Source organism: Erysipelothrix aquatica, assembly GCF_009828825.1.
Classification (GTDB): Bacteria; Bacillota_I; Bacilli_A; order Erysipelotrichales; family Erysipelotrichaceae; genus Erysipelothrix; species Erysipelothrix aquatica_A.
This window is the reverse complement of sequence record NZ_WTTA01000001.1, coordinates 108645-132624: the sequence shown is the minus strand read 5'-3', so window position 1 is coordinate 132624 and position 23980 is coordinate 108645. Positions and strand designations below refer to the sequence as shown.

The 23980-nt window shown below is 38.6% G+C and carries 14 protein-coding genes and 1 other RNA gene; 3 read left to right on the top strand and 12 right to left on the bottom strand.

The window, feature by feature from the left end; genetic code table 11:
- Nucleotides 1-70 precede the first annotated feature (70 nt).
- Nucleotides 71-407, bottom strand: an RNA gene (rnpB, locus tag GVV22_RS00680) — RNase P RNA component class B.
- Nucleotides 408-424: 17 nt separating this feature from the next.
- Nucleotides 425-745, bottom strand: a complete 321-nt coding sequence (locus GVV22_RS00675) for a DivIVA domain-containing protein (RefSeq protein WP_159639007.1) — start codon at nt 743-745, stop codon at nt 425-427.
- A 211-nt stretch (nt 746-956) separates the two neighbouring features.
- On the opposite strand from GVV22_RS00675, the gene recU reads away from it, so the two are divergent.
- Both recU and GVV22_RS00665 read left to right on the top strand, forming a co-directional pair.
- Nucleotides 957-1544, top strand: a complete 588-nt coding sequence (gene recU, locus GVV22_RS00670; RefSeq protein WP_159648288.1) for a Holliday junction resolvase RecU — start codon at nt 957-959, stop codon at nt 1542-1544.
- Complete coding sequence (locus GVV22_RS00665; protein WP_159648287.1) at nt 1537-4608, top strand: transglycosylase domain-containing protein; 3072 nt, start codon at nt 1537-1539, stop codon at nt 4606-4608. The genes recU and GVV22_RS00665 overlap by 8 nt, the downstream gene beginning before the upstream one ends.
- 80 nt (nt 4609-4688) lie before the next feature.
- Here the strand turns inward: GVV22_RS00665 and alr are convergent, their stop codons facing one another.
- The 8 genes from alr to GVV22_RS00625 form a co-directional block, all read right to left on the bottom strand.
- Nucleotides 4689-5813, bottom strand: coding sequence for an alanine racemase (gene alr / locus GVV22_RS00660; RefSeq protein WP_159648286.1), 1125 nt, complete (start codon nt 5811-5813; stop codon nt 4689-4691).
- Nucleotides 5810-6823: a D-alanine--D-alanine ligase family protein gene (locus GVV22_RS00655; RefSeq protein WP_159648285.1), complete on the bottom strand. Its 1014-nt coding sequence runs from the start codon at nt 6821-6823 to the stop codon at nt 5810-5812. Before GVV22_RS00655 ends, alr begins: the two co-directional genes overlap by 4 nt.
- Before the next feature lies 1 nt (nt 6824).
- A complete protein-coding gene (locus tag GVV22_RS00650; RefSeq protein WP_159648284.1) occupies nt 6825-8141 on the bottom strand; it encodes a UDP-N-acetylmuramoyl-tripeptide--D-alanyl-D-alanine ligase in 1317 nt (438 codons plus the stop codon).
- Entirely contained in the window at nt 8138-8758 is a 621-nt protein-coding gene (gene nth / locus GVV22_RS00645) for an endonuclease III (RefSeq protein WP_159648283.1), read from the bottom strand. The genes GVV22_RS00650 and nth overlap by 4 nt, the downstream gene beginning before the upstream one ends.
- Before the next feature lie 3 nt (nt 8759-8761).
- Nucleotides 8762-9262 (bottom strand): DnaD domain protein, encoded by a 501-nt coding sequence (locus tag GVV22_RS00640; protein ID WP_159648282.1) that lies wholly within the window; start codon nt 9260-9262, stop codon nt 8762-8764.
- Nucleotides 9263-9264: 2 nt separating this feature from the next.
- Entirely contained in the window at nt 9265-9729 is a 465-nt protein-coding gene (locus tag GVV22_RS00635; RefSeq protein ID WP_159648281.1) for a transporter, read from the bottom strand.
- 103 nt (nt 9730-9832) lie between these two features.
- The gene (locus tag GVV22_RS00630) at nt 9833-11359 is read right to left on the bottom strand and encodes a hypothetical protein (protein WP_159648280.1); all 1527 of its coding nucleotides are present in this window, start codon (nt 11357-11359) and stop codon (nt 9833-9835) included.
- An 8-nt stretch (nt 11360-11367) separates the two neighbouring features.
- Nucleotides 11368-13188, bottom strand: a complete 1821-nt coding sequence (locus GVV22_RS00625) for a glucosaminidase domain-containing protein (RefSeq protein WP_159648279.1) — start codon at nt 13186-13188, stop codon at nt 11368-11370.
- A gap of 162 nt (nt 13189-13350) precedes the next feature.
- Between GVV22_RS00625 and trhA the strand changes: the two genes are divergently transcribed.
- Complete coding sequence (trhA, locus tag GVV22_RS00620; protein WP_236261897.1) at nt 13351-14019, top strand: PAQR family membrane homeostasis protein TrhA; 669 nt, start codon at nt 13351-13353, stop codon at nt 14017-14019.
- A gap of 84 nt (nt 14020-14103) precedes the next feature.
- Here the strand turns inward: trhA and GVV22_RS00615 are convergent, their stop codons facing one another.
- Nucleotides 14104-22008: an LPXTG cell wall anchor domain-containing protein gene (locus GVV22_RS00615; RefSeq protein ID WP_159648278.1), complete on the bottom strand. Its 7905-nt coding sequence runs from the start codon at nt 22006-22008 to the stop codon at nt 14104-14106.
- Nucleotides 22009-22511: 503 nt separating this feature from the next.
- Entirely contained in the window at nt 22512-23942 is a 1431-nt protein-coding gene (locus tag GVV22_RS00610; RefSeq protein ID WP_159648277.1) for a 6-phospho-beta-glucosidase, read from the bottom strand.
- Nucleotides 23943-23980 lie beyond the last annotated feature (38 nt).

Sequence of the window (23980 nt, the reverse complement as noted above, 5' to 3'; positions counted from 1 at the left end):
TCTAAACCAACTTTTACAATGCGTTCACATGGATAAAAAAAGGAGCTTACGCTCCTTTAATGCATATACAATCATTAAGCCATGTTCTGTTTCGATAATCATTTATCTACGTCCGAAGACGTCTCTTTGATACTTCAATTTGTATGTCAGAGTTCCCCTACCAATTTTGGGTTTCTCGCTTGTGGGGTTTACCGCGTTCCACTCTACTGTTTTCACAATAGACTCCGTCACTGTGGCACTTTCAAGTCGCCATCCATAGCCAAGGCCTTAGGATATTGATCTGCCGTCATAGATGCCTCTATGCTCTGACTTATGGTTTCATCAGACACAAACACTACAGTCATCGCAGACTGTGCGAGCATGGACTTTCCTCTACATTCTTATGAATGCAGCGATTATCTTTCATGTACGTGAGTATTATACACTATTTATCTTGGTTTTCGAAGACTGCAGCCTCTAATTTTGAAATTCTTTTTAGAACATCAACGTGACTGTATTGGTTTGGAGTTATGTCGCCTTGTGCGCGCGATTTGCCTTCATACTCAAGTAACATCTTACGTTGCTGCGCTAATGATTCTTCATATTTCATTAAACGCTCGTGTTGTTCTTTAAGAAGTGTTTCAAACATTGCATAATCATTTAAAACATCATCTAAAAATTGATCAACTTCAAGCGCACTGTATCCTTTGAAATCGACATGGAATTCTTTGTTTAAAATCATATCTTGTGTTAGTTTCTGTGTCATCGTATTCACCTCACAAGTATTATCTCAAAAAGGGTCTTTGACTTCAAGCACGTTTGCTTGCATTTCGTATACCGTAGATTTCTTTACCGCAATTTCATGAAAATACACAAATCTTTCATATTTCGCATGCGCACTTACCCCTTCCGTAACTTCCCACATTTCAAAAGTATGTAAAAATATGGAATTATAGTATAATAACTATGGTGATTCTATGATAAATTATCCTGGTAGCAAGAAAGTCTACCAAAGAACAACCACTTCTGGTGTTACAAGCCGGCGTGGAATGAGTTTAGAAGAAGACCTCAACAGAACCAATGAACAGTATCTCATCCGAGAGATTGCAGTAGTCCATAAAAAACCGACTCCGATCCAGATTGTGAATGTTGATTACCCTTCGCGAAATAAAGCTAAAATAACCGAAGCCTATTTCAGGCAAGCATCTACCACCGATTACCAAGGGGTTTGGAACAGCTATGCTTTAGATTTCGAGGCAAAAGAAACACGGAACAAAACTGTCTTTCCACTTGCAGCGTTGCATCAGCATCAAATTGACCATTTGAATGCGGTTCATCGCCAAGGTGCAATTGCCTTCTTAATTATACGTTTTAGCGAGTATGACGAAACTTACCTGATCTTTGCCAAAGACTTACTACCATTTATAAAGGAAACAACACAACGTTCTATTCCATATAAATGGATAAAACAACACGGTCATAGTGTGACCGCGTCCTACCAAATACCTTGCAATTACATTCCTGTAATCGCAGAGGTCTACCAAAAAGGAGTATCTTATGAGTGATAACAATGAGAAAACAGTTGAATTCCGACGTGTTTCAGATGGAAACACAGCGCCTTCAGCTGATAATTCAAAAAAGAAACAATCAAAAGGTCCAATGAAAAAGAAAAAAAGAAAAGAACCCGTAGCAGGTAAACTTAAAGCACAACGTATTACCGCTTGGGTATTAATCGTTTTGACATCACTTGGTGTCCTTGGTGTTACTACTGTCGGTATTTATGCCGGAATCCAGATTAGTAAAACAACACCTCTTGCTCACGAGGATTTTATTCCAACATCGAGTTCAACATTCTATGCATCCAATGACCAATCCTTCTTCGAGACAGGATATAAATTGCGAGACAACATCGGTTACGATGACCTTTCTAATTCCGTCATCGATGCCTTTATTGCAATCGAAGATTCCCGTTTCTTTACACACAACGGGTTTGATGTTCCACGTTTTACACGTGCAGCGCTTAATAACTTAAAGAAAACTATTACGAGTGGAAGTTTGGACTTTTCAGAAGGTGGATCCACCTTCACAATGCAATTAATTAAACAAACAGAGTTTATGTCTGATGGTTCAGATGGCGAAGAAGTCAAAGGCCCTGATGTCGGAAGCTCAGGTATTAGCCGTAAAATTCAGGAAATCTATCTTTCACAAAAAATTGATGGTGGTGGTGTCCTAAGTAAGAAACTTATCTTAGAACTATATCTCAACCAAATTGATTTTGGCGTTGGAAACAATACCGTCGGTATCGAAAACAGTTCTAAAGCCTATTTCGGAAAATCCGCAAGTGAGTTAAACACGGTTGAAGCCGCAATGATGGCTGGTGTTATCAATGCTCCTTATGCTTATTCTCCATACATGAACATTCAAAAAGCAAATGAACGAACACAACAAGTTCTCAATTTAATGCTTCAACATGGGTATATTAGTGAAGAGGAACATGCTATCGCATCTGCTGTCCGTGTCGAAGACTTACTGGTCGAACGTAAAGCTCAACAAGGAAATGCGCACCCTTATCAATCCTACGCTGACGCTGTAGTCGAAGAGGTCATTGAATTAACAGGAAAAGATCCTGGAAAAGTGCCAATGAAGGTTTATACAGCACTTGATCTTGATGTCCAAGCTGGACTTGACCGCGTTCAAGCTCGCGAAATTGAGGAGTTAACATTTGATGAAGATTCTGGTATCCAAGTTGGATCCGCAGTCGTCAACAATAAAACTGGAGAAATTGTCGGAACTGTTGGTGGTTATGATTATAACGGTCAACGAATCACAAACCGTGCCACGAATACTAAATACGCTCGTGTTCGCCCTGCTTCTACATTGAAACCCGTTGTCAGTTATGCTCCAGCATACAATTACTTGGGTTGGTCAACGGACCACATCATTACCGATGATCCATACGATACCGGTGGCGGATTTGTTGTTACAAACTACGACAACCGCTACGAAGGTGAAATCACTTTAGACCGTGCTATCTCCGATTCACGAAATGTTCCGGCCGTAAAAACATTTATGACCGTTGCCGAAAAAATCGGTTACGACGCATACCGTCAATACTTCACAAATATCGGATTGACGATTGATGAAACAAATAACGGCTTTGGTTGGGGAGTTGCGATGGGTAATGACCCTCTTTATGCAACACCTGCTGAAATGGCCGCTGCAAATGCTATGCTTTACAATGATGGAAAATATATCAAACCACATACTGTCGTTCGCATCGAATTTGAAGATGGTAGTGCACCATACGTTCCAGAATACACTCCAACACAGGTTATCCAACCTGGAGCTGCATACATGGCAACCCGAAACATGAAATATGTGATTGACAGTGGAAGTACTGACTATACAAACGTAACACGTAGAAACTATCCAGTTTACGGTAAAACAGGAACAAACCAATACGACCCTATCATGGCAGAAGAACTTGGTTACCCTAAAGCGGCGCAAGAGTCACGTCTCATGATGACCGCTACCGGAGATTTCTCAATCTCAACATGGGTTGGTTTCCCATCTGCTGATCGCGGAAAAATTAGTCAGCCTTATTTCTCATCTTCAGAGCAAGAGCGTAACGTACCTGGTAAACTAAACAGTTACATTCTGTCCTTACTTGAAGATTCATTCGGTGTTCCAACAGATGTCTCAATGCCTTCTGATGTAACTCAAATTACACATATTAAAGGACCTTTCCCATATCAATCACCATTACCTGATATGAATAAAGACCTAATTTCAACTGGATACATCCTGAAAGACTTCGCAAAACTTGCTGAAGCAAAACCTCAGGATCTAAGCCCACTTTCAGATGCTACATTTACAGCAACATCTATTGGGCAACAATTCACATTCAATATTGATATGACAGCTTACCCTGACGCTTCAAAACTCAAAGAAGCAGATGCAAGCTTAGTAATGCCTCACCCTCACGGCGGAAGTGTTACTGGAAAACGTGTCTTCGATGAATCCTGGATTTATGGTGCAGTCCGATACAAAACAGAAATCCGTGCAGACGGAAATCCTATTGCAGAGCAAATGAGTGAATCAAATACCTTCACCGTTGCTGCTTCTGTTCCACCAGGAACAAAACAACTTGAAGTTTGCTCATACTACACATTTGAAAAAGCAACATCACGGAAATCAAATCAAATTTGTAAACCGGTAGATGCTTCTCAAATTCCTAGCGAAGCCTTCCCAAACTTTGTTGGCCAATCTTATGGCATCATGCGCGGTTGGGCTGAACCAAAAGGAGTTACACTGCAACCAAACTTTGTCGTTCGAAACGATATGGCATATGGCGAAGTAATTAGTGTCTCACCAAATGTTGCAGGTAAACAGTATACTTCAAAAGAACTTGCGGCACTGACCTTAAAGGTTGATGTTAGCGATAATCAATTCGAGTCCGGCATAACTGTTGGCGCGTTAAGTGCCAATCCAAATTCAGCGTATTTAAATATTGTGAATGCAGAGGATAAAAATCGGAAAATTATCGGTTATACCGTCAATGGTACAACCACACAATCTATTCGAACATCCGTCGTTGGAAAAAACCCAGTAACACTTGTTCTCGAATAACAAACAGAAAGCACCAACTTACTATGTTGGTGCTTTTGTTATTAAATCATCGAAAATAAAAAGAGTATGAATCATACTCTTTACTCAAATATTTTGTTTTCATAAACTCGTGGAATGTTATAGCGAAGATGACTCACCAGTTCATTAATTGATTGTCCCGTAATCGCTATATAGTCATAGATTGTTTGCTGTGGTCCACCAAAAATCATGACAACATCTTCTGGTTCACAGGTAACATGTGTAACATCAACCATAAATTGCGACATCGCAATATCACCTAAGATTGGGCACCATGTCCCATTGATGTACACGCCACCACCATTTAACGATAATTGCTTCATAACGCCATCACAGTATCCAGCAGAAATTGTTGCAAGGCGGATATCGCGATCAGCGTAAAATGTGCGGCCGTAACCGACAAATTCACCTTTACGGATATTACGAATCATTGCTATGCGACTTTCAAGACGGACGACATCTTTATATCCTTCTTGATCTGCATAGGCTTTTTGAGATGGATGGAATAATCCAAACATTACCATTCCGCATCGAACTGCATCAAACCCTAAATCGCCAAAATGAAGTACTGATGGGCTATTTTGCATATGAGTTAATCCAGGGTTAATTCCCTGCTCTTCAAGTCGATGAAGAACACTTTTGAATTCACGGATCTGTGCTTTTGAAAACTCAACTGCATCAACTTCGTATGCTTGTGCTTCTGCGAAATGACTGTAGATTCCTTGGACTTCAATTCCAGGTAAATTGTAAGTTGCTTCAATTTCTTGGTAGTCGCGCATCCCGAGTCGATTCAATCCTGTATTCACTTTGAGATGTGTTTTTACAACTTCATCATGCTTCAAGGCAAAGTCACTTAACTTTTGGGCATAATCATAGTCAATGAGTACTTGTATGAGATCATACTTGATTAGTAGCTCAAAATTCGAAACCAATGTCGCACCCATTAGAAGAATTGGTGCCGTTACGCCACCCTCACGCAATTCAATCGCTTGTGCGACGTCTAAGACTGCAAGGATGTCGATATTCATCTTTTCACTTAACAACGCTAACTGCACCATTCCAAGGCCATATCCGTTAGCTTTAATTACAGAAATTATCTTTGTATTCGGATTCAATGTTTTACGTAAAAGCTTGGTATTGTGTACAACTGCCGCTTCATCAACATAAACTGTTACGCTCTCAATCATAAAACGTCTTCCACCATTTTAGCAATTAACGATGTATAGTTCACACCTTGGCGGTCCATCATTTTCGGATAACGTGAATTCGCGGTAAATCCAGGTATTGTATTAATTTCATTGAAGTAAATTTTATGATCATCTGTCACAAAAAAATCAATACGCGCAAATGTTTTGCAATCTAATAAGTCGAATACTCTTTCACCATACGCTTGAATTTGTTTGCGTACCGACTCAGGGAATGTTGAAACTGGCAACGTTTCGGTTGCATGAGGATGATATTTTTCTTGGAAATCAAATACCTCTCCAGCAACATTAACTTGGTCGACATCACTCACAATATAGTCTTTTTTCGTTTTTAAAATTCCTATACCACATTCTGTACCCTTAATGTATTCTTCAATAAGTACACGCGAATCAAAGCTAAATGCAAATTCCAGTGCTGCATGTAGTGCAGCTTCATCTTTGGCTAATGTCACGCCAAAAGACGATCCTTCACGGCTTGGTTTTACGATAACAGGATACTGAATGTCTGAAATATCATATGCCTCCCCTTTGAGAAGTAAACGATAATCTGCCATGGGAATATCATTCAATTCAGCAATCATATGGGTATACGCCTTATCCATGCATAGTGCTGACGATAATACTTCACATCCTGCATATGGAATTTTTGCAATATTCAACAATCCTTGAATTTCTCCACCTTCGCCCATTCGTCCATGAAGCATAAGGAATGCTGCATCAATTGGTAAAACTTCATTTGTCTCTTTGAAAACAAAACCTGGACGTTCTGGGTTGAATTGTAAGAGTAACTCATGATGTCCTTCAAGTTTGTTCGCCTGAAGCATTTCTAGTGAGTAGTCACCTGTAAACCAACGGCCTTCTTTACTAATAAAGATTGGAATTAAATCATACAAATCATGAGGAAAATGTTCAATTGCTGATGCTGCAGATGCGACAGAAATATCATGTTCTGCATTGGGTGATCCAAAAATTACTGCTACTTGTTTTTTCATATTATGCCTCTTTCATTAAGCGTTCTAGCGCATAGAATCGTGATCCTTTGATTAGAATCATTTGCTCTTTATTGAATTGCGGTGCAACTGCATTATAAAGCGTTTCAAATGTTCCAAATGTCGTGTACGGTGTATTCAGTGGTACATTGTTTAATGCTGCTTTAAAATCAGGTCCCAATAAAAATACGTGTTGTAGATTAAGTGTATTAATGTACGCAAGTACTTCTTCATGATATTTAATACTGTCGTCACCCAGTTCTACCATATCACTTAAAACAGCGATACGATCACCCGAATACGCATAATTGTTTAGTAGTTCTAGCGCATAGATTGCACTGATGGGATTCGACTTGTACGCATCCAAAAGCACCAATGATGCTGCATGGTTCACAAGTTCTGTTCGTAGTGACGTTAATGCGACATTACTTAATCCATATTGGATTGCTTCTTTGCTAATTCCAATTTTGCTTAACATAGCAATCACACCTGCACAGTTACTTGCTTGGTGTCCACCTAACAGATTGCAAGTATACGCCTCTTGATTTACTGTAAAAGAAATTCCTGTTGAATCAGCATTGACGTTATCTACAATGTATTCATTATCAGCATTATAACCAAATGTATGGAATCCCTGATCTAGTTGGCGATACTCTTGAAAATCTCCTTGGTAGAATGCCATATCTTTGTCTTGAACATGGTTGAAGATTGCAAATTTTTCACGGGCAATATGATGAATATCTTCAAAATTTACGATATGTGTCGGTGCTAAACTTGTAACCATTGCTGCATGAGGTCTCACAATTTCTGTCATCACCGCTACATCATTTGGAAAGTCCAGTCCCATTTCAAAAATACCATATTGTGTGTCTTCATCCATACGGAAGAGATTGAGATAAGTTCCTATTTCTGTATTTTGGTTCTTGTAAGTTGCTATTGTTTTTCCGAGTGGTGCAAGGATACTGAAAAGAATATCTTTTGTTGATGTTTTTCCATTACTTCCTGTAATTCCAATGAAGTATGCAGTTAATGTATTGCGATATCCCTTTGCAATTTTTTGAAGCGCAACAAGCGTATCCTCAACAATAATTTGCGGAACATCGAGCGTTTCTAATTTATGGTCAACAAGCAATGCAGTTGCCCCATTATCAATTGCGGTCTGTGCAAATGTATGACCATCAACGCGTTCGCCTCGTAAACAGACAAATAAGTCTCCTTCTTTAACAAAACGTGTATCTACATTAATCCCGTCGACCGCTCCGTTGCCATCAACGATACCACTTGCCCATTGACCAATTGTGTTCAGATTTAATTGTTTCATAAGTTATGTTTCTCCTTTAACGCCTCAAGAATCTCAAATGCATCTTGTTGATTGCGTGCCGTTGAGTAATACCTTCCGAAGAGTAGTAATAGTAAATGAGCTCGTGCCCATCGCTCCCGTGGAATCTTACGCATCAGTTTTTCTTCGACTTTAAGAACTGAATCATCCGGTTTCGCAAGTTTCAATCGTTTGGCAACTCTTTCAATATGTGTATCAACTGCAATGGCTGGCAATCCAAACCCTTCGGACAAAACAACGTTTGCCGTTTTACGTCCAACGCCTGGAAGTTTCATTAACGCTTTTCGATTTTGTGGCACTTCTCCATTAAAATCTTCCACAAGCATTTGTGAACACGCAATAATAAATTTGGTTTTATTTCGATACAACCCTATTTTGGATATTAATGCTTCCACATCCTCTGGATTTGCTTTAGCGAGTGCTTGTGGGGTTGGGTACCTTTCGAAAAGACCCGGCGTTACTTTATTTACAGCAGCATCAGTCGTTTGCGCCGATAAAGCTACGGCAATCAACAGTTCGAATGGATTCTTATAATCCAATTCTCCTTGTTTTTCTGGAAATTCCGCCTCGAGAATATCCAGTATCATATTTACATCCATGATCTACCCTTGCTTTTCTTTTTGTTTATTTGCCAAAATTGTATTTATGTAGTTCATTGAGACTTTCTTATATACCATAGCATTACGCAAGGCATCAAGAATATCTGCTTCAGTATACTGTTTCATCCAATTGTTCAGCATCACTAATTCTGGTTGTGATAAAAGCCTACCAAATTCGCTCTCAAATACTTCAAAGATAGACTGATTGACGTATTCATAGGCAACGCCATCTTGAAACAATCCATCCATGATAAAACGAATGGACTCATTTTCGACTTTGATTGCAAGCATTTTCTGACGCATTAAGTCATGCATTACTTCATCTACTGTTTGGACACTCATCCCTGATTGTTCGGCAAGTACTTCGAGCGATATGGCAATGTTCTGTTCGTTTAAGAAATCAATTAAAAGTAGCACCACCACCTGATTCGGCGTTACTTTTAGTGTACTCATATTTTCTAATATCCAATCTCTTCGATTGATGTATGATTTATTCCACCACATTTTTAAACACCACTCCCTCGATCATATACAACATTGTGCGATTCAATATCTACAAATTTTTCAAAGTGCTTATTTTTGAGCACATACACAAGTTTATCTTGATAAACTCCGAAGGATACATCCTCGGAACGCATTCCAAAATTGGTTGCGAGTGTATGCACTGGCTCAGTTGTCACAACATCATGTTGTCCTGTCTTTGTTAGATCTTTATTAAACCAAAATATAAAGTTTCCCGTGTCATCATTTATTTCTGTTATGTAATACACCTCGTCATATGAAAATCGATCAATAATTGTTGCTTCTGTAAATCCTTTGGATTCCATCATTGCTTCTACCATGAGTCGATCTTCGCGTTCATATGCACGCGCAGGACCACCAATAAAGCCAACATATCCTATCCAAAATAATAGGATTGCAAGTGCTACTAAAAGCAGTGATTTAAGAAATGATTTGATAATTTTATTCATGCACGCACCTCTTGTATTATTCTATCATATTTGACCACCGATAGCGTATCTTCCGATAATTTTCGCATAAAAAAACTCGAGATTTTCACCCGAGTTTTAATTTCTAAATGTTTACGTCTTTACGTTTTTTAGGTGCGCGATTGACGTATAGATACGCACCGAATCCTGCGGCAAGTGCAACTGCCACAACCGTTGCGGTAATTGCCCATACTTTTGTCGTTTTTGATGACGCTACATCAAACGCAACAAATGCGGGTGTTAGTTTTTGTGTGTTATCAATATGGTAAAGTCGTGGTTCTGAGTCCGTGGTTTGCATTCCATTCACGATCATACCTGACTCACCTTCTAAATCCCAAACTGATACTTGTTTGTCGAATTTTAATGAGCTATCAACACCTTCAAATTTTTTGAAATCTAAATCCTTTGGTGTTACTGCGACACCACCGTATGTTTGCTTCGCCATTTCTGGGTTCGGAGCTGTCAAGAGATACATTTTTCCTTCATCCTGAAGGACCGGATACACTACAGTTTTAGCAGCATTGGTTTTATCCAATGCCAACCATTGCGCATTTTGTTTTTCGTCGGTTAAGAGTTGCAGTTTCATCGCATCTTTTTGGTAAGCGAAGGATGCCGTTCCATTTTGATCAATTGCTTCTTTTGTAAACCCATACTCTGTCATCAATTTATCCAGTGCTTCATCATCATAGAGTGTAGCAGTCTTATCGCCAACATTGACTTTAACAGGTTCGCTATCGTCAAGTGTTAGTTTTAATTTATACTCTTGTGTGATTTCGCCATCAACTGCACGAATCACAATGTCTTTTGTTTTTTCACCTTCAGCAAATTTTTGTTCTTTATCGAAGGTAAGTGTTGTTGTTTCACTCACACTCTTAACATCTAATAGTACACTATCAATTCGTTTCGGTAACTTATACTCATATTCCCATGTGTCAACTGCTGTAGGAATATCACTTAGTGTCTCACCAAATTTCTTTTCGTTATTTGAAATGATATTGAATGAGCTAATCAGTGGATTTTTTTGTGCATCTTCTTTTGCTTTAGCTTCTTCAGCAGCTTTTTCTTCTGCTAACTGCTCTGGAGTCTTTTCTTCATCTGGAGTCGCTGAGTTTCCGGAATTTGACGAACCACCACTCCCGGAATTCCCACTACCAGAATTTCCACTACCAGAATTTCCATTGCCTGCGCCTTCACTTCCAGTGCCTTCACTGCCAGTACCTCCGCTATTATTTTTTCTGATAGTTATATTTTTTGATTGAGCATAACTTCTTTCTGTCGGATTCGAACCTGTAGTTGCTATAGTTACGTCTGCATAAATAGTTGTGGTGCCAGAAGGACCAGCTGTTACATTGACATCTATCGAAAAACCTGTCCCCACACCCTCATTAGGATCCATTCCACTTGCCGATCCACTTCCGTTCTGCGTAGTGACACTATATTGGAAATATGCTGGTTCATTTGATGAGAAGTATACTGTATATGTAGCTGTAGCTCCTGGAGCAAGTACTTCAGGGCCTACAATAGAAATTCCATCTGCTTTAACTACGGTAATTACTGGTAATGAAAGTAGCATTATCATTAATGCTAACAATATTCTTATTCTTTTCTTCATATTTTCTCCTAATCCAAACTTGAATTTCCTAATAAATGACTTTTTATAAGAGCAAGGTCAATCAAGGTAATTTTACCGTCTCTATTGGCGTCACCACCAACAAAATTATCCCCAGTTAAAGTTGAATTTCCTAAAAGGTGACTTTTAACCATCGCTAAATCAATCAGAGATATTTTTCCGTCGAGATTTGCATCACCTCTTTTTATTTCAATCGGTGTAACTGATGATCCTTTACCGTCAAATACTTTACGAACATTGCTCGAGTGAATGTAGAGATAGTTATTATTACGGTCATAGGTTGCAGTACGGTTTGCACCACCTGTTATCCATGCCAAACGGTCACGGTCACTATTCAATAACGAATCTGCCGCAATTTTGTACCATGTTGCATTTCCGTTCACACTCTCGCCTTGAACTGTATCGAGAATCATGACTTTTTGTCCAACTACTTCTGTTTTCATAACTTGTTGAGAACTTGTGGTCGGTTCTTTTCGAATAGGAACTACCTGTGCTGTTGATTCTCCAATCGAGTATCGACCATAATCTTGATTACCATAATTACGGTCAATTTCATAGGAGAATGCAGCTGCTTTTTGACCCCAGAAAGGATCACTGGAGTATTTGACGTTGATACCGGTTTGTTTATCACCAAGATAACCACCATAGTAGAAACTTGACTCACCGAAATCCATATATAACCAGTTTAAGAACATCGTGTAGTGAATATCTACAGCCGTCGCTACACTATCGTAGCTATTTGCTAACCAAGGACTGCTATCAGTCGCATTATGTCCAAATACATTATTACGATCTACTGCAAGCCAACTACGGCCCCAGCCAGTTTCATTAATTGAAACTCCAAAGTTCATCAGTGGGTTTGTTCCGTATTTGCGACCTAAGTCGACAAATGAAGATTCTGATCCATACAATTTTGATTGAGTACTTGTCATTGAATCCCAGTCTGTAGGTGCACTCGTAAACCCTTTACGATCTCTTAGGTATGCATTGAGTTGATTAGCCGTTACAGAAGACTCTGAACGGAATGACAGAAACTGGTAATAGTTGTAGAAGGGTGTTGATTTATTGACGGCGTTATATTTATTTCCGCCCTGATAATCGAGAATAAGATCATTAACGTTACTATAGAAATAATGACCATCTGCTGAGAAGTAGCGTGTGTCTTCTTTGAGGTATGATGGTGCAGGGCCATTTAAGATTGTTCCATAGTTGTTGGTGGCCGCACCCATACTAATATTATTGTATAAATTTCCATTACGAACAGAGTAGTAGTTTGCCCCTTTTGCTTCCGATACTTTGAATTCCTTGAACGCAGATTTAGGAACCCATCCTTCAATGCCACTAATTGTTATTTTATAGCGTTCACTGGTTGCATCGTAAAACGGAACTACACCCGAGTAAGCAACATGTCCAGATAAATAACGGTATGCACTCGTGTCGGTTGCTGTGTCATAAAGAAAAATATTTTTATCAATCGCAAGATTAAATTGGATAAATCCTGATTTCGCATACGTCGCAGCTGCACGAGCTTGGATTGCGGCTTCGACCCCATCGGTATCACCACCCCATGCTTCTGCAGGTTCGTCAAGGGCCATTGGTTCCAATTCGATCACTTCAAGCAACGAATTTTCTAGCGCATCTTGACTTTGTACTGGGGGCGCAATGGCATTATCTTTTTCAACGGTACCTAAGTCTTCATCACTGGATTCACCAAGTGCATGTAAAGACCATGACCCCATTGATACCATCACTGTAAGTGCTAAACATATTTTCAGCCCTTTGAATATCTTATTTTTATGTGAATTTTTCATATTAACCCCCTAAACGTTTACTTTAATTATATAGACTGTATTTAAATTATACAAGTTTCTTAACGTCGAATGTGTTCATATAGACTTCACAATTTTCTTATATACTTTGATATACAAACATTTGGTTTTTATGTTACACTTTCATAGAACGGAGATGACATTATGACAACTAAAACGATGGATCGTTCGATGAAAGATTATAAACGACTCACATTTGGTGAAGAAGTTGCAAATGCTGTATCACATGGTGTGATGGCTGGCTTACTACTTTTAGTTTATCCATATGTATCAGTACGTGCATTTCAACAAGGTGGATGGCTCTTAGTTATCGGCGATGCGATATTTATTATTTCTTTATTTTTGATGTTTATGGGATCGACACTTTACCACTCAATGGCCAACGATACGAAACATAAATATATATTTAGAATATTGGACCACAGCTTTATTTTTGTAGCCATTGCTGGGACCTATACGCCAATTGCATTAACTGTTATTGATGGATGGCTTGGTGTTACTGTCGTCGTGATTCAGTGGTTAATGGTCTTGATTGGAATTTTGCAGAAAACTGTTGCGAAACGTTCAATGCCAAAGTTATCAGTGGCAATCTATCTTGTAATGGGATGGGCAGCAGTATTGTTAATCCCTCAACTGATACAAAATACAAGCCCAATGTTTATTGGATTGATTGTACTTGGTGGTGTCTTTTACTCCATAGGAACTTATTTCTACCTTCAAAAAGACAAAAAGTACTATCACTTTATTTGGCATCTATTTATTAATGCAGCATCAATATCACATTTCATCGCAATCGTATTCTTCATGATTTAATCATGGAACCTAGACGCATCTTATGGGATGCGTTTTTTGATGCAAAGAAAAAGACCACTACACGTTCGTAGTGGTCTTTTCATTTTATTGATCTTTGCGACGACGGCGAGAAGCGACAATGAAGATGCCACCTACTGCGACGATGCCAAGTGCAAACCAAGGAATACTTGGTGCCATACCGGTTGAAGGTAGGGTTGGACCAATGATTTTTTTATTTGTAACATTGAAAATAATATCTTCTGGTTCACCAGCATAAGTCGACTCAATGATAAACGCATGGGAATCAGTGATACTTTCGTAGCCTGGTAGCGCTTTTGTTTCTTTAAGAACATAGGCTCCCGGTGCTTGGTCATTAATAAACGCCTGACCTTGTGCATTCGTCATGACTACGGTGTTTGTTGTGTCCTGTGTTAATGTAAATTCTACGCCTTGTAATGGACGGTCTTTATCGTCAACTTTGTTAATAATAACATTGACACGGTAATTATTGAATGTCGTTGTTTGAAGATCAACATATGGGAAACCATCACGGTTTACAAATTGTGGCTCAAAGTCACTCAATTTACCAAATACCTCAAAGCTGCCTTGATTTAATGTATTTAATACATAACCATTCGCTGCTTGAGTTTGAACATATGAGTATGTTCCTGGTGTTAGTGTATCAAGTTTAATCAATCCATCTGAACTTACTGTGTATTCAACATCGTTGATCGTGAAGATACCTGAATCTAAAGCATTTGAGGTACGGCCATCAACGAGTTTCAGTGTGTTTCGAGCATACGTTACGCGAAGTGTTTTAGTGAGTGCTAAGCCTTCGTCATTCAGTGCTGATTCTGGAACTACAACATCTAATGTTTCATCAACAACAATTGCTTGATCGGCTTTGTTTGTTGTGATGGTATAGTTTCCTGACCCCAATCCAGTGCGTGTTAGGACTGAGCCTACTTGAAGCATTGGATCTTTACGGCCTGACGCATCGTTAAATGTTGCATCAACGTTGTTTGTAAACGCACCGTTTGGATCGATAAGATCAACCTTTAATGTTGCTTGATAGTTAATGTAATCATCAAGTTCTAATGTCAAGCGGCCTTCTATTTCTTCTGGAGTATAGTCTGGTATATCAAACAAGTATTCAAAAGTGTTTCGGACAGTATGTGTCGGCGCTTTTGTTTGTACGAGTTTGTATGAACCTGCTTTAACCCCAAAGATTTTAAAGGTGTCTGTTTGTGGCGTAACTTTAAAGTCTATGAAGCCATTAACAGGTGTCCACGTTCCATTTTCATTTGAGAATAATGTGAATGTCCCATCCGTATAGATGATATCATGGCTTGGGTTTGTATTCTTAAACACGACATCTGCATAGTAGTTTGATACTGCTACTGTTTGTGGTGCATAAGCATTTTCATTGGATGTTGCAATTGTAAATGGTGTTTTACTTGCGTTCGCAATGTGATTGCCATCCCCTTTAATCTCTTCAAAGTAGTAGTTTCCTGGTGCTAAACGATCTATCGTTATTTTACCGTTTGCATCAGTGACATACTCACCATCAAGTTTTACACCTTCGTGATAAAGATTGAAAACGACATCCGCAAGCGGAGCTTGTGTTTCTGCTGAGGTTTTCGTTAACACCACTTTCCCACGATAGTTGTAATAAGTAATTGGTTCTAAATTATAGTTTTCAATTGTGTGGTTGACAGTATCAATCACAACATCAGTTTGACTTAAGGTTTGTGGTACTACAATGTTCGCAAGAATTGCGGTGTTGAGTCCATATCCTTGTGGTGCATTTGTTTGTGCGAAAGCATAGGTTCCAGGTCCGATGTTACGGATTGGATTGCTTTCATCAACGCTTGCAACCAGTGTATTTGACGTTTCTTCAGTTAGTGTGAATGTACCACCAGTTAGCGGTGTTGTATCGGTTAAGATATCCCCGTCTCGGTTCACATAATCCATATTTGCTTGTGTACCATAAACATGAACAGTTTGTTTCAAGGTAGCTGGATCCGTGTAGCTTTGTGGAACAGCAAATGTGTAATCTGATGGTACGTGAATCCATGCATTGTTAATGCGGACATCTTTCACTTCGTAATTGCCATATCCAAGATTGACTTGGCTTGGTGTAGCAACTGCTGTTGCATTGTAATCTAGAACATAGCTCTCAATATCAAAGGTTGCGAGCGATGGTGTATGTGTTGCAAATTCGAAACTTCCAAGATGGTTTTCGAACACAATCGTGCGTGTACTTACTTCGGTTTCACCTTCAAATATGCCTTCGTCACTTTCGATTTCGAATGTCATAGGTGAAGCATTGAGTGGACGGTTATCACTTGTTCCTGTTTGAACTAATGAATACGTTCCTGGAGCGAGATTGCGTGTGTATCCAGCATCTTTATCCGTAATTGTGAAGGTATCAACAACGACATCACTTGCATCTTTAATCTCAAAGGTTGATCCAGAGATTGCTTCTGTACCAATGACATTTGAGAAGTTTACAGACGCTTTAATGTTGTCGAATGTAAGTTGCATCACTTCTGGTTTTCCTTCATATGAATCAGTTGCTGTTGCTTGCGTCGGCCCATAGACATAGAATTCCAGAGGTTCAGGATTAATGAGATATCCATCACCAACTGCAGTTTGTTTGAATCGGTAACGTCCTGTATCAAGATTATGAACTGTTAGTTTTCCATTTGTAAGGATATATGCATTTGCATCACCTTTTCCAGTTGATGTTGCTTCATAAGGTACCCAAGCAGTTCCATCATACTGTTCAAGCGTATAAGCACTGTTTGCAATGAGATCTTCGGTGCCACGGTGAACAACTTTCATTGTTGCACTTGTTTTATAGTTATTAAATGCAGCGTTGATGGTTGTTGCATCAACTGTACCATTAGGATTTCTTGCGAGGGTATGGCTTACCGTCTCTGTGTTATGGAGGTAACCATCAAGTGATTGTGCTGGTTGCGTAATTGCAAATTTTCCAAAGTCGATACGCTCATCTGTAGGATTTACTGTTCCAACTTTGAAAGTTCCTTGATCATTACTTCTAAATGCTGATTTTTGTTGTGCTTCATTCGTAATATCAAGATTAATGTCAGTGAGTTTCTCCGTTGCGTCAGCACCTGTTGCTGTTACAAGTTTTCCATCTGTCTTCACTTCAAAGACTGGTGTTGTGTTGTAAATTGCGTAATCAACTTTTGTTACAACTGGATCTGCTCTAAAGAAATCAAACATGCGTTTACTTGGATCTTTAACATCTAGTGTTACAAGATTTCCAGATGCAAGTTGACTTGCATTAATTTCAACGGATTTATCTTTATTTGTATTTCGTCCGGTTTCAACATAACCCAATGAGTTTGGAACTGAATATCCGTCTGCTACATTAAATTGTTTAACGATATAGTTACCTTTTTCAATATTCTTGAATTCAAGGTAACCATTTTCATCCGGTTGTCCGATACGATAAACGTGGTTGTTTTCAACAAATTTGTTTTGGTAACGGTACAGCACGATAATGGATTGCTCAACATTATTCCCTGTTATACGTTCACCTTTATCCAAATCGGTTGGTAATGCCGGTTGATTGTTGTTGTAACGCATTGTTAATCCAATATCAAAGCGTTCATCATCATAACCACCCGCTTCGTCATTTACTTTAAATGTTACAGCCGCAGTTACTTTGTGATTAATTGGTTGTGCTGCATCAGTGGTGTAAGAAAGATCCGCATGGTTTTTCAATGGAATTTCTTTATTGTCTACAACATGACCAAATGTAGCATATTGAATGCGGATTGGGTTTGACATCGCTTCGCTGAAACGAAGGATAAATCCACTTTCTCCAGTTGTCCAGTTATCTAATGGTTTATTTGCATCTCCATCAGCATTTGTGAGGACATATTTATCGCTTGGAATGGTTCGCCAACTTGATCCTACAAGTTCTTGAATCGAGAATCGATCCAAGACGGCATTTCCTGTACCACTTTGTTCCAAGTCATTGTGATCTTTAATGAATTTGAAAGTATGTTTACTTTCGAGTGTATCCTTAATCACAATATTAGACATATTTTCATACGTTTCATTTAATGTAAGTGTCCATTGAACTTGCTGACGTGACCCTGGATAACTTCCAGAAACAAGGGACCCTGTTTTTTGAACACGGTTCCGATTTCCTAAGTTCGCAGTTGCGATTGCAACACCGGGTTCTGGTAAATCGACTTGATCGGGTTTGTGACCACGTGTATATGTCACTTTGTTTTCAAACTCACCTGTCGCAACAGTATTGGATACTTCGCCTGTTGCATCTGGAATCACTGCTTCATGACTCTCAACGAGCGTGTTGATTTCAAAACGGTATACATATTTCGGATCAAGATGTTTCTTAATCGTATATGTAATTGTATCATTTGAGTCTTCAACAACGAGTTCTCCTGAAGCTTTTGTAACCTCAACAGTTTCGTTAGTTGGTTTCAGATTTCCATCTTTATCAACTTCAAATTTTGCGAGTGTAATCGCATCAATTTCTTGTGGAACAAGGTGTTTATTCCCAAGTGTAAAATCTCCTAGATCACGTGTTTTATCTATGGTATCAACAACAACCATTGGCACTTCATCAACGCGTCGCGTATCAACATCGTAATTAAATGTAATATTCCAATTTGCAGCAAGGCGTTGCCGTCCAGTTGTTGGATCATTGATAACTTTAACGGTTCCCTCTTTCTTCGGTACCGTGTTATATTTAGCAACTTCACCGAGCTCTTTCGACGCTTCAATGCCGCCGCCAGTCCATGTAATGGTGTTTCCTTCACCAATGACCCACGTTGCGAAGGTTAAAGCACCGGCATTTTTTACGGTCTCCATTGGTGCATCGCTTGATAATTTTGTCTTATATAAAATATAGTAAGCATTATCATCTTCGCCGCCAGCTGGTCCGATAGCCTTGTTTGATTCAATAAAATCAATGCGTAAGTCTGTATTTTTAAGAAGTTCTGATTTTGTCGGTGTTGAAACAAATGGATCACCGGGTTCACCATTAACTACTTTACCTTTTAATTGGTTGACATAACCAGGATATTCTTTCGGTTGACTAAGGGCAAATTTTTCATTTGTAAGGGTCGATGAACTGTCTTTTAAATACGCAATATCACTTGGATTCACGTAATTGACGATATCACCATACGTTTTAGAATCTGGTTCCTCTTCATCAAGTTTTTGTTCTAACAGTCCACCTGCACCAACAATTGCATTCGGAATCTCATCCGAATAAATATCGGCGTTATCCATGATTTTCTTAACTTCCGAGATAAATTTCGAATACTCCCCATGAGATGTTTGTGGGGTCTTGGTTGGATCAATTTGGAACATTAAGATTGGATTATTTTCATCCATTGGTTCAAAGAACATACCCGGTGATTTAAAGGTATCAGAATATGTAATGCCTTCCAAACCAATGCGATTTGCTGTTACGGTATTAATCGCAACGCCCCAAATTACTTCTTTGGTACGGTAGTCAATCATCACAGGACGTTTGTCTAGAAGCACAAGGTAGTTAAGCGCTTGTTGTGCTTTTAATTCTTCTTCAGTTGGTTTTGTAGGTTCAATTTCAACTCCGTTAGTGAATGATTTAACGTTTGCATTCCCTTCAAATTTTAATTTTGATGATGTTAATAATTCATCACGAATTGCTTTATCACCTGAATATGGCTCGACAACATCAATTTCATATTTAAACTGGAACTTAACTTCTTTATCAAGAGGTTCTGCAAGTCCTGGTTTCAATCGAATTTTTGCTTCTGTAAAATCTGCATTCCATTCAACTGAGAATCGACCATCTTTAGAAATTTCTTTCCCATCAACAAATACTGTTGTTTTGATCTTCATCTGGTTGTAAGCGACATTAATCTCGCTGTAACTATCTCCAGAGCCGTTATAGCGGTATGCTTTTACTTTGCTTGCGTCAAGATAGAAATTAAAACCATCATTGGGTTGGCGAATCAACTTATTGTTGTTGAACACAACATCCCAATGCAAGCTTGTCGGCGCACCTTCCGCACCTTTAAGACCGTTAATAACGATTGAACGTGGGAATTCTTTTTTGTTTTCAGCGGATTTATTGAATTGATTCTTATTAATTGCTGCACTCAAACGAGCAACTTGATTTCCTTCAATTTCAAGGTTAAGATCCGTATTTGTGTAAGTTTGAGTTACATCGTATTTAATAGCAACATTTTGCCCGTGTGTATCAATGGAAATTGGTTCAATCTTGTCTGTTGCAGCATTTACTTTTTCAATACGTTCTGGAGTTAATGTTGAATTAGGCACGAGTGTCCCGTCATTAAGCACATCAAAATAAGATACATTCACAACTGTTTTAATATTCCAGTTTGATAAACCAGATGTCTTAACAACCGTAGGGGCATCAAATGATAAGTCTAAAGTATTAAGGGTTGATTTACGATTTGTGTTCGCAATGCCATCCCAAACTAATTCAAATCCATTTGGAATTTGTTCAAATGATTTTGCTTCAAGGTTGTTATCAATGCCACCGATTGGTGTAACGGGTAGATTTTGTTTAATATCCTTTTGCGAGTTTAAGATGTTCTTAATCTCTAACGGGTAAACATTTAATTTCTCAAAGCTTGCTTTCGGACTTTGTTGGTAGCGATAGTCATCAACTTTATATTGATCTTCTGTCACAACAATTCCCTGTTTTAAGGCTGCTTTGATATCAGTTAATGATTTTCCTGCTTGCAATTCTTCATAAATATAGTTACTAATTTGTGTTGAAATAAAGTCTTGGAACTTATATTGAACTGCAGCACCTTCAACATTAGATTCAATTTTAATTTCTTCGATATCTAATTTGAATGGTCCTTCGTTAGTACCCGGAGCAACACGTTTAAATGAAGACGTACTATAATCTGATAGTTTCGTGCTCGCTAAAATACTATCGCCTGTTTGATCATAAAATTTAATAACTTCTGGGAATGCATATTCATACTTGAATGGAACTTGTTCTCCATTTTTTTTGTATCGGAAATCCAACGCATTCGTTTTATTCTCTTCAGTGATAAGAGCGAGTGATTGATCATCTAACTTTATGACATAGGAAACACCTAAATGTGTAGGGTTCTCGTCCGTAAATAGATCAATTGAATAATTTGTTGCGGTTTCAGAGTAGTTATTCATCACAATAGGGTTTGAATCATTAATTTCTCTGTTTGCGTGTTTCACGCGAGCCTGTGGATTTCCAACTAATTCAATGTTGATATCCCCTGAGACTTGCGTTTTTACAGTTTCATTGATTTCTTCTGAGACACCATTTTCACCCTTAGGCTTTGTTGTTTCCGGATTACCCACATCAGGTGTTTCTGTCGGTGTTGTTTCAGATTCTTTATCTGAAATCACGTTAAGGGTATTTGTTTGATTCCCTTCAACATTTTTAATAAATGCAATCGTATCTTTAATCAACGGTGCAACTATTGGAAAGTCTTTAAGATCAATCGCTTCAATCAGTTTGCTATCTTCCGCAACATCAAGTTCAAATACTAATCTGAAATCTTCCGGACGTTGTGTGAGATCTTTAAAGTCTATCGCAATCGTGTTATTTTCAGTTTTAATGCGTGTGTCATCTAAAGACTGATAAACGTTGTTTTTAAAGTTTTTATCTGTATTTGCGAACTTTAGATTTTGCTTTGGTGTAAGTTTCATTGAATTTGGAAACTTCATTTCCAAGGGATCTGTTAGGCTTTGAATCGTCACCCAATCCGCATCTTTAACATGAAAATCCATGGTTACTTCAGCTTTATATCCTTCTGAAGTATTTGTCAATGACACTTTAGTATCTTTATCATTGATAATTGCTTGAACGAGTTCATCATTTGTCTTTGGTTTAGTCTCCGTTGCTGCACTAACGGTTAAGCTAGACAGTGTGAGCACAAACGCTAATGCTACGACACTAAAAACGCGCCCAAGTCTTTTCTTTGACTTAAACATATTTCCTCCTTTTTGATGTCGACAGGTAAACTGTGACACACTACCTCGGTACCCCCCTATAGAGTAGAAGATAGTTTTTTGTGCATAGTACTTCACTGATGTATCTTTATAAAAGACATAGTACATACATATATTAATTATACCTTTCATTACGAAAATTCAGATTTTTCTTTTGAACTTCTTGTTCAAAACATAATCCTAACAATCTTAAGATCACTAACGTTTGAATTACCATTGTGTTTATATATTAAATGCATGTTATTTCGAGCCTTTAATACGGCGTTATCGTTCTCACTTCTATTCACAGACATTAAGTTTGAATTGTCACCACTCTATAGGTTTATTGTTTACTTATTATGCTATTGTAATTTATTGCCTTTGTCTGTGATTTCTTTTCGATTTTTCACAATACTACATTGTAAAGTATGTGTAAATTTCTTATATAGCCCTATTCTTAAACCTTATCATAAAAATAACGCAGGAAGCTTCCTGCGTTAAAGTCATTATTTGTCAAACATCGCACCATTTGATGCAATAACATCTTTATACCAATAATACGATTGCTTTGGAATTCGTTTGCCCGTTCCCTTGCCAGAGTCATCATAATCTACATAAATGTAACCATAACGTTTTGACATTTCACCTGTGGACGCACTCACTAAATCAATACAACCCCACGATGTATAGCCCCATAATTCAACTCCATCATGCTTTATGGCATCATGCATTGCTTGAATATGAGCTTGAAGGTAATCAATACGATACGAATCGTGGATTTCTTGTGTTTCCGTTACAGTATCCATTGCACCGAGACCATTTTCAACGACAAATAAAGGTTTTTGATAGCGATCGTACAACTGGTTCATCGTTGTTCGGAATCCTTTTGGATCTATTTGCCAACCCCATTCCGATACCTCAAGGTATGGATTTCTCAATGATGCAAAGACATTCGCATCTGCTGTTTCTTGGTTCGATGATGTTGCAGCTGCAACACGTGACGAGTAGTAAGAAAACGAAATGAAATCAACGGTATGCTCACGCAACAAATTAGCATCCTCAGAATCCATCTCTAAGAAAACACCGAGCTGTTCCATTTTTTTTAACGCGTACGATGGATAATAGCCTCGTGATTGTACATCAATAAAGAAATATCCTTCTCGATCACGCTCCAATGCTTCGAAGACATCATCAGGATGAGGTGTATTGGGATAATTCGCGCCCGCAGCTAACATACACCCCACTTTGTTATTTGGATCAATTTCATGGGCAATTTTTGTAGCAAGTGCACTCGCTACGAGCTCATGATGAATTGCTTGATACTTTATCTGATCCGCATTCTCATGCGACTCAATAATAAGTCCCGCAGCCATGAATGGGGCATGAAGAATCATATTGACTTCATTGAAAGTTAACCAATACGTTACGAGGCCTTTATATCTCGTAAACAGGGTACGCACAAGACGTTCATAAAACGTGATCATTTCTCGACTACGCCATGAACCATATTGCTTCGTCAGATGAATGGGAACATCGAAGTGTGTAATTGTAACTAATGGTTCGATACCATACCGATGACATTCTTTGAACACGTCTTCATAGAATTTGAGTCCTTCTTCGTTCGGAGTCAATTCATCGCCTTTCGGATAGATTCGAGACCACGCAATAGATAGACGATATGTTTTAAACCCCATATCAGCAAACAGTGCAATATCTTCTTTAAAATGATCGTACATATTAATACCTTGCTTTGCGGGATAGTAATATCCTTCCTCGAACTCTAGCATTTTTCGTGTACCCATCGCAACATCCCATCGCTCTTGTCCGTGAGGAATCAAATCGACATTTGCAAGTCCACGTCCGCCCCTGTTATAACCCCCTTCACACTGATTGGCAGCAGTTGCACCACCCCACATAAAACCTTTTGGAAATACCATATGACATCCTCCCGTAGTTGTTTGCAAACATTATAACA